The organism is Clostridium sp. AF02-29 (genome assembly GCF_934835585.1).
Classification (GTDB): domain Bacteria; phylum Bacillota; class Clostridia; order Lachnospirales; family Lachnospiraceae; genus Otoolea; species Otoolea fessa.
The window spans coordinates 1-4325 of the sequence record NZ_CAKVZK010000069.1 but is presented as its reverse complement, the minus strand read 5'-3'; the positions used below and the strand labels follow the sequence as shown (position 1 = coordinate 4325).

The window sequence follows — 4325 nt, the reverse complement described above, 5'->3', positions numbered from 1 at the left end:
GCAGGCACTTCAGTGTCTGCGAATGGGTATGGCCTAATTCTTATTTCTCATCTTTATTTCCAAACAGCTTCTCTGCTGCTCCGGCCGCGCCCATAATACCATTTACGGTAGGGTTCTTCAGTGCACCGGCTACCATGTTCACCTGAGTAGCGGCATCCGTCGCTGCCAACAGGCTGTTACGATACTCTTCGTTGACTTCATGTGTGGAAGCATACTCAATATAGCTTGCCAGCATATCGAAATCTTTGTTGCTGTCATATACAATGGCTACTACCACATACAGAACCACACAGGCAATGCCCAATACAACAAACACAACATTTTTCAGTATGCCGCCCAAAGCTACAAATACCAGAGTACCAATCACACTCAGGGTTACCAGCAATTCAGATACAGCGGCATCTTTTACGGATTTTACCAGAAAAGTCTTGCCATCCTGTAACAGCAGAGATACGCCGTCATAATAAGCCTCCTTGGTCATCTCGCCGTATTTTGCAAACAGATAACCCTCTAACAACAGATTGATTCTTCTGTAAGCTTTCTTGATCATACTCTGTGCAATACCGGATACAGACTTCAGTCCGGGGATCTTCTCCAGCATGGCTGCCGCGGTGAAAATACCCTGGCACAGATGATATAAAATATGAGAGAACTCTCTGGTCTGGCTCTTAAGTGCAGACAGGCTTCCACCTTGCTTCTTTACCAGTTCAATACCAGCATTTACCACATCCTCGGGCATCTCTTCACCCATCAGAGCTTTTGCTGTCATAACACGTTTTGCATACTCGGTATACCCGTCTACCCAGCTGAGGATCACTAATCCTGCAAAAAATGCTACCACTCCCAGCAGGGTCAATACGTTGATCTGTGTCATCAGTCCGATGGCTGCCACAATGACACCTGCTGCCATCACGCCGTAATAAATTCCCAGTCGCTGGTTGAATTTCTTTTGTACTGCCTTTGCTTTCTCTCTGTTATTCATTTTCTTGTCCCTCCATAAGTTGTGGTCTTATTCTATGACCACATACTACTTTAGTATAACTTTACTGTCATGAATTGTCAATATTCAGCATATTTTTATACAATGTTAAAATTATGTTATACTTTGTTTACCCGATAATCAATCGAGTAGGAGGCGGTGACTAACCGCCGTCCTCTCACACCACCGTGCGTCAGACTGTCTAACGATTCGAAAATCCAGTCTGATGTACGGTATTTTTATCTTCGATTTTTTTAATATCATTTTTATCTTTGTTTTTCACATGAATTACATATGTTCCTCTCCTTGCTACATCACACTTTCTTCAAACTTCGTTACTAATTCTTCTGTTGAAAACATGCTTAATAATCGCTTAAAGTTATAAGCGATAAACATAGATGCAGCTTCTGCGTCAACATTCTCTTGTCTGCGTCGAAGAAAGAAACTATATCCGAGACTTCTTTTTATAGTCCCAAATGGATGCTCCACGATACATCTTCTCTGTTTATAAACCTCGTTATTATTTAGTGTTTCATTATACACAGTTTCAAGAACATCTTCATATACCCAACGCTGTATCGTTCTTCCAGATGAAGAAGTAGTGCAGTCTTTTTTATATTTGCATGAATTGCAGTCTGTACACTTATATTTGCGATACTTCATACCATTCTTCGAAGTATTTTCAAAAAATCGCAATCTATCTCCTGCCGGGCATGTATATTCATCAGTTTCACCATTATATATAAACTTTTCTTTGCGAAATTCATTATCCTTTGTAGCATTATTCGCTTTAGCTTTTTTTATAAAGACATTCATTCCAGCATCAACACAGTTTTTTATCTCCGTTCCGTTATAATAACCTGTATCTGCCAGAACTGTAGAGGACTCTTTTTCTAAAAGTTCGGATGCTTTTTGTGCCATAGTGTAAAGCTGGTTTTGGTCATTTATATCATTAGTCGTCGAAATATCTACAACAAAATGATTCTTTGCATCTACAACAGACTGTACATTGTAGCAGATATCCAATGAACCGTTATTTTTCATCCTTCTTGAATCAGGATCTGTCAAACTCTTTTGTTCCAGTCCTTCATCTTTTAATTCATGTTTTTGTGTAAGATACTGTTCTTTTAGCTCTTGATATGTTTTTAGTTTATCTGTAAGGTCATCTGCCAGCGCTTCATCTTTAACGATTGCCATAAGATATGCATTTATCTGAGCTTCCGCATATTCGATTTTTTTATCTAAACCGCTTTGCGTAATACAATTATGCTTGCTGTTTTGAGCACGGATCTTAGTTCCATCAATAACAATCAGTTCTCCATCAATGAGCCCCCAACCTTTGAGAATAAGGGTAAGATTTCGTAATGTATTGTGAAACGCAGCCTTATTCTTCTGAACAAAACCTGCAATAGTACCATGATCAGGTGTTATGCAGTTTATAAGCCACATTAATTCCAGGTTGCGTTTTGCTTCCGTTTCCAATGCTCTGCTAGAACGAATCTTATTTAAATAGCCATAGATATGAAGTTTTAATAAATCAGATCGGCGATAAGGTGATTGTCCTCGATTCCTACCACTATACTCTATAAAACCTAGATTTTCTAAATTTAAGGATTCTACATAAGAATCTATTACTCGGACAGAATTATCCTTACTTATTAAGTCATCTAATGAAGTGGTTACCATTCTTGTTTGATATCTATCTGCGCCAACAATATATGCCATAACGAATCCCCCTACGATACTGTATTTGGTAGTTTTATTATAATATTTTTCTTAATCGTTAGACAGTCTGGCGTACCGTTCGGTACACGGCGGTTTCAATAGTTGACGTGCATGGACTGGTACGCTGTCGCTAAATCATAGTAGCCCCAGCTTATCAGTCTTTCTTTATTCAACGCCCAGTTTACCGCTTTGTTCCCGGCATTAAACCAGTATCCTTTGCGGTCATTGGCGATTGTTGCCGCATAGTGACTGGCTACTCCCAGTCCGATTAGTTTTCTCATTCTCGTTCTGGATAGTTTCCACTGCTTCCAGATACACATCCGTATCCTTCGGTACAGCCATCCATTCAGGTCTTCGATGTTTCTTTTCATGTCTGCTATACTATAGTAGTTCAGCCATCCCCTCATATAGATTTCTACTCGCTTCATGGCTTTCACTATACTTCTGCATCTGCTCCGGGAAGTGAGCCTGCGCAGGTTTTCCTTGGCTTTCTTCCATGACTTTTCATGCACACGGATATAGATTCCTTTTCCGTTCTTCCCATAACAAAAACCAAGGTATTTAAAATTTCGTATTGCAAACACACTGACCGTACGGCTTTCCTCCCGGTTCACCTTCAGTTTCAGCGTCCCTTCCAGATATTTCGTACTGCTCTCCAACAACCTCTCAGATGCCCGTTCACTCTTCGCTAACAGTACGATATCATCTGCATAGCGGATGCACGGTACCCCTCTTTTGTTGAATTCCTGGTCAAACTCATTAAGATAGACATTGGCTAACAGCGGGGAGAGATTTCCTCCCTGCGGCGAACCTTCTTCCGTCTTGACCACTACACCGTTTTCCATCACTCCGCTTTTCAGATACCTCTTTATCATCTGAATCACTCTTTCATCCTTTACATCTCTGCGCAGGATATTTACAAGGAATTCATGGTTCAGCGTATCGAAATACTTGGACAGGTCAAGGACGACCGCCCTTGTATATCCCTGTTCTGCATACTCCTTTATCCTCTGAACTGCATCTTTTGCACTCCGTTCCGGTCGGTATCCGAAACTTCCTTCTGCGAACTTCGGCTCATAAATCGGTATCAGCTGTTGTGATATCGCCTGCTGGATAATGCGGTCTGTGACGGTGGGAATACCAAGCTTTCGTACTCCGCCGTCCGGCTTCGGGATTTCCACTCTTCTGACCGGGGACGGGGTATAGTGCCCTTTCCGTATCCTCTCTGTCAGTTCATGGCTATGTTCCTTCAACCACGGAAACGCCTCTTCGATAGTCATTCCATCTACTCCCGGCGCTCCCTTGTTTGCCTTCACTCTTTTGTAAGCTCTGTTCAGATTGTCCTTACTCAGTATCTTACCTAAAATGTCTGGCTCTGCACTGTCTCTTTCTTTCCATATCCGGTTGAATGAGCGATGCGCTCTTACATACCCTTTACGTTCCGCGCTGTCTCTCTGCAAGCAGCTTTCCTTGTTTTCTGCATCCATCTGCCCATTCCTCCTTTCCGGGTCATACTTAAGACTCCTATTGATTCGGTCCTTCACCTCGAACGGGTCTTGTTCCGTTTGGCTACTATGACCTCTGCTGACTTCTGTGCGTTCAGCATTGCTTTATGCAATGG

Annotated in this window: 3 protein-coding genes; all 3 read right to left on the bottom strand. The window is 41.8% G+C overall.

The genetic code is table 11. The features are described from left to right. Positions 1–40: 40 nt before the first annotated feature. Positions 41–982, bottom strand: coding sequence for a hypothetical protein (locus PUQ60_RS11350; RefSeq protein WP_273483022.1), 942 nt, complete (start codon positions 980–982; stop codon positions 41–43). Between the two features lie 306 nt (positions 983–1288). Next, positions 1289–2704, bottom strand: a complete 1416-nt coding sequence (locus PUQ60_RS11345; protein WP_021922233.1) for an IS1182 family transposase — start codon at positions 2702–2704, stop codon at positions 1289–1291. 95 nt (positions 2705–2799) lie between these two features. Then, the gene (ltrA, locus tag PUQ60_RS11340) at positions 2800–4191 is read right to left on the bottom strand and encodes a group II intron reverse transcriptase/maturase (RefSeq protein WP_273483021.1); all 1392 of its coding nucleotides are present in this window, start codon (positions 4189–4191) and stop codon (positions 2800–2802) included. Between the last annotated feature and the right edge of the window lie 134 nt (positions 4192–4325).

Bases quoted from the DNA above. Each gene is read 5' to 3' on its own strand.
- PUQ60_RS11350 (WP_273483022.1), bottom strand. From the start codon at position 982: ATGAATAACAGAGAGAAAGCAAAGGCAGTACAAAAGAAATTCAACCAG.
- PUQ60_RS11345 (WP_021922233.1), bottom strand. From the start codon at position 2,704: ATGGCATATATTGTTGGCGCAGATAGATATCAAACAAGAATGGTAACC.
- ltrA (WP_273483021.1), bottom strand. From the start codon at position 4,191: ATGGATGCAGAAAACAAGGAAAGCTGCTTGCAGAGAGACAGCGCGGAA.